The organism is Georgenia sunbinii (assembly GCF_036421875.1).
GTDB classification, from domain to species: Bacteria; Actinomycetota; Actinomycetes; order Actinomycetales; family Actinomycetaceae; genus Georgenia_B; species Georgenia_B sunbinii.
In genome coordinates, this window is sequence record NZ_JAZGOL010000021.1 from 1 (window position 1) to 1,722 (window position 1,722).

Below are 1,722 nucleotides of genomic sequence, written 5' to 3' on the forward strand. Positions count from 1 at the left end.
CCTGTGCCTTTCGGGGTGTGGGTGGCTAAGTTTTTCTACGGAGAGTTTGATCCTGGCTCAGGACGAACGCTGGCGGCGTGCTTAACACATGCAAGTCGAACGATGAAGCCCAGCTTGCTGGGTGGATTAGTGGCGAACGGGTGAGTAACACGTGAGTAACCTGCCCCTGACTTCGGGATAACCGCGAGAAATCGTGGCTAATACTGGATATGAAGCGTTTCCGCATGGGAGTGCTTGGAAAGATTTATCGGTTGGGGATGGACTCGCGGCCTATCAGCTTGTTGGTGGGGTAATGGCCTACCAAGGCGACGACGGGTAGCCGGCCTGAGAGGGTGACCGGCCACACTGGGACTGAGACACGGCCCAGACTCCTACGGGAGGCAGCAGTGGGGAATATTGCACAATGGGCGAAAGCCTGATGCAGCGACGCCGCGTGAGGGATGACGGCCTTCGGGTTGTAAACCTCTTTCAGTAGGGAAGAAGCCTTCGGGTGACGGTACCTGCAGAAGAAGCGCCGGCTAACTACGTGCCAGCAGCCGCGGTAATACGTAGGGCGCAAGCGTTGTCCGGAATTATTGGGCGTAAAGAGCTCGTAGGCGGTTTGTCGCGTCTGCTGTGAAAACGCAAGGCTTAACCTTGCGCCTGCAGTGGGTACGGGCAGACTAGAGTGCGGTAGGGGAGACTGGAATTCCTGGTGTAGCGGTGGAATGCGCAGATATCAGGAGGAACACCGATGGCGAAGGCAGGTCTCTGGGCCGTTACTGACGCTGAGGAGCGAAAGCATGGGGAGCGAACAGGATTAGATACCCTGGTAGTCCATGCCGTAAACGTTGGGCACTAGGTGTGGGGTCCATTCCACGGATTCCGCGCCGCAGCTAACGCATTAAGTGCCCCGCCTGGGGAGTACGGCCGCAAGGCTAAAACTCAAAGGAATTGACGGGGGCCCGCACAAGCGGCGGAGCATGCGGATTAATTCGATGCAACGCGAAGAACCTTACCAAGGCTTGACATACACCGGAAAAGTGCAGAGATGTGCTCCCCGTAAGGTCGGTGTACAGGTGGTGCATGGTTGTCGTCAGCTCGTGTCGTGAGATGTTGGGTTAAGTCCCGCAACGAGCGCAACCCTTGTCCTGTGTTGCCAGCACGTAATGGTGGGGACTCATGGGAGACTGCCGGGGTCAACTCGGAGGAAGGTGGGGATGACGTCAAATCATCATGCCCCTTATGTCTTGGGCTTCACGCATGCTACAATGGCCGGTACAGAGGGCTGCGATACCGCGAGGTGGAGCGAATCCCAAAAAGCCGGTCTCAGTTCGGATTGGGGTCTGCAACTCGACCCCATGAAGTCGGAGTCGCTAGTAATCGCAGATCAGCAACGCTGCGGTGAATACGTTCTCGGGCCTTGTACACACCGCCCGTCACGTCACGAAAGTCGGTAACACCCGAAGCCGGTGGCCTAACCCTCTTGTGGGGAGGGAGCTGTCGAAGGTGGGACTGGCGATTGGGACGAAGTCGTAACAAGGTAGCCGTACCGGAAGGTGCGGCTGGATCACCTCCTTTCTAAGGAGCATCACTTATCCCCGGCTGTAGTGGTCGGGGGTGGTGGCCATGCGGGTGCCGAATGTGTGCCCGGTGGTTGCTCATGGGTGGAACTTCGAAAGCTTGGCATGCTGTTGGGTCCTGAGGGAACAGGCCGGCTGCTGGTGCTCGCTCCGTTGTGGG

At 58.0% G+C, this 1,722-nt stretch carries 1 rRNA gene; it reads left to right on the plus strand.

The features are described 5' to 3' along the window. The first annotated feature begins 34 nt into the window (after window positions 1–34). Window positions 35–1,560: ribosomal RNA gene (locus V2J52_RS16990) — 16S ribosomal RNA — on the plus strand. The last annotated feature ends 162 nt before the right edge of the window (window positions 1,561–1,722 follow it).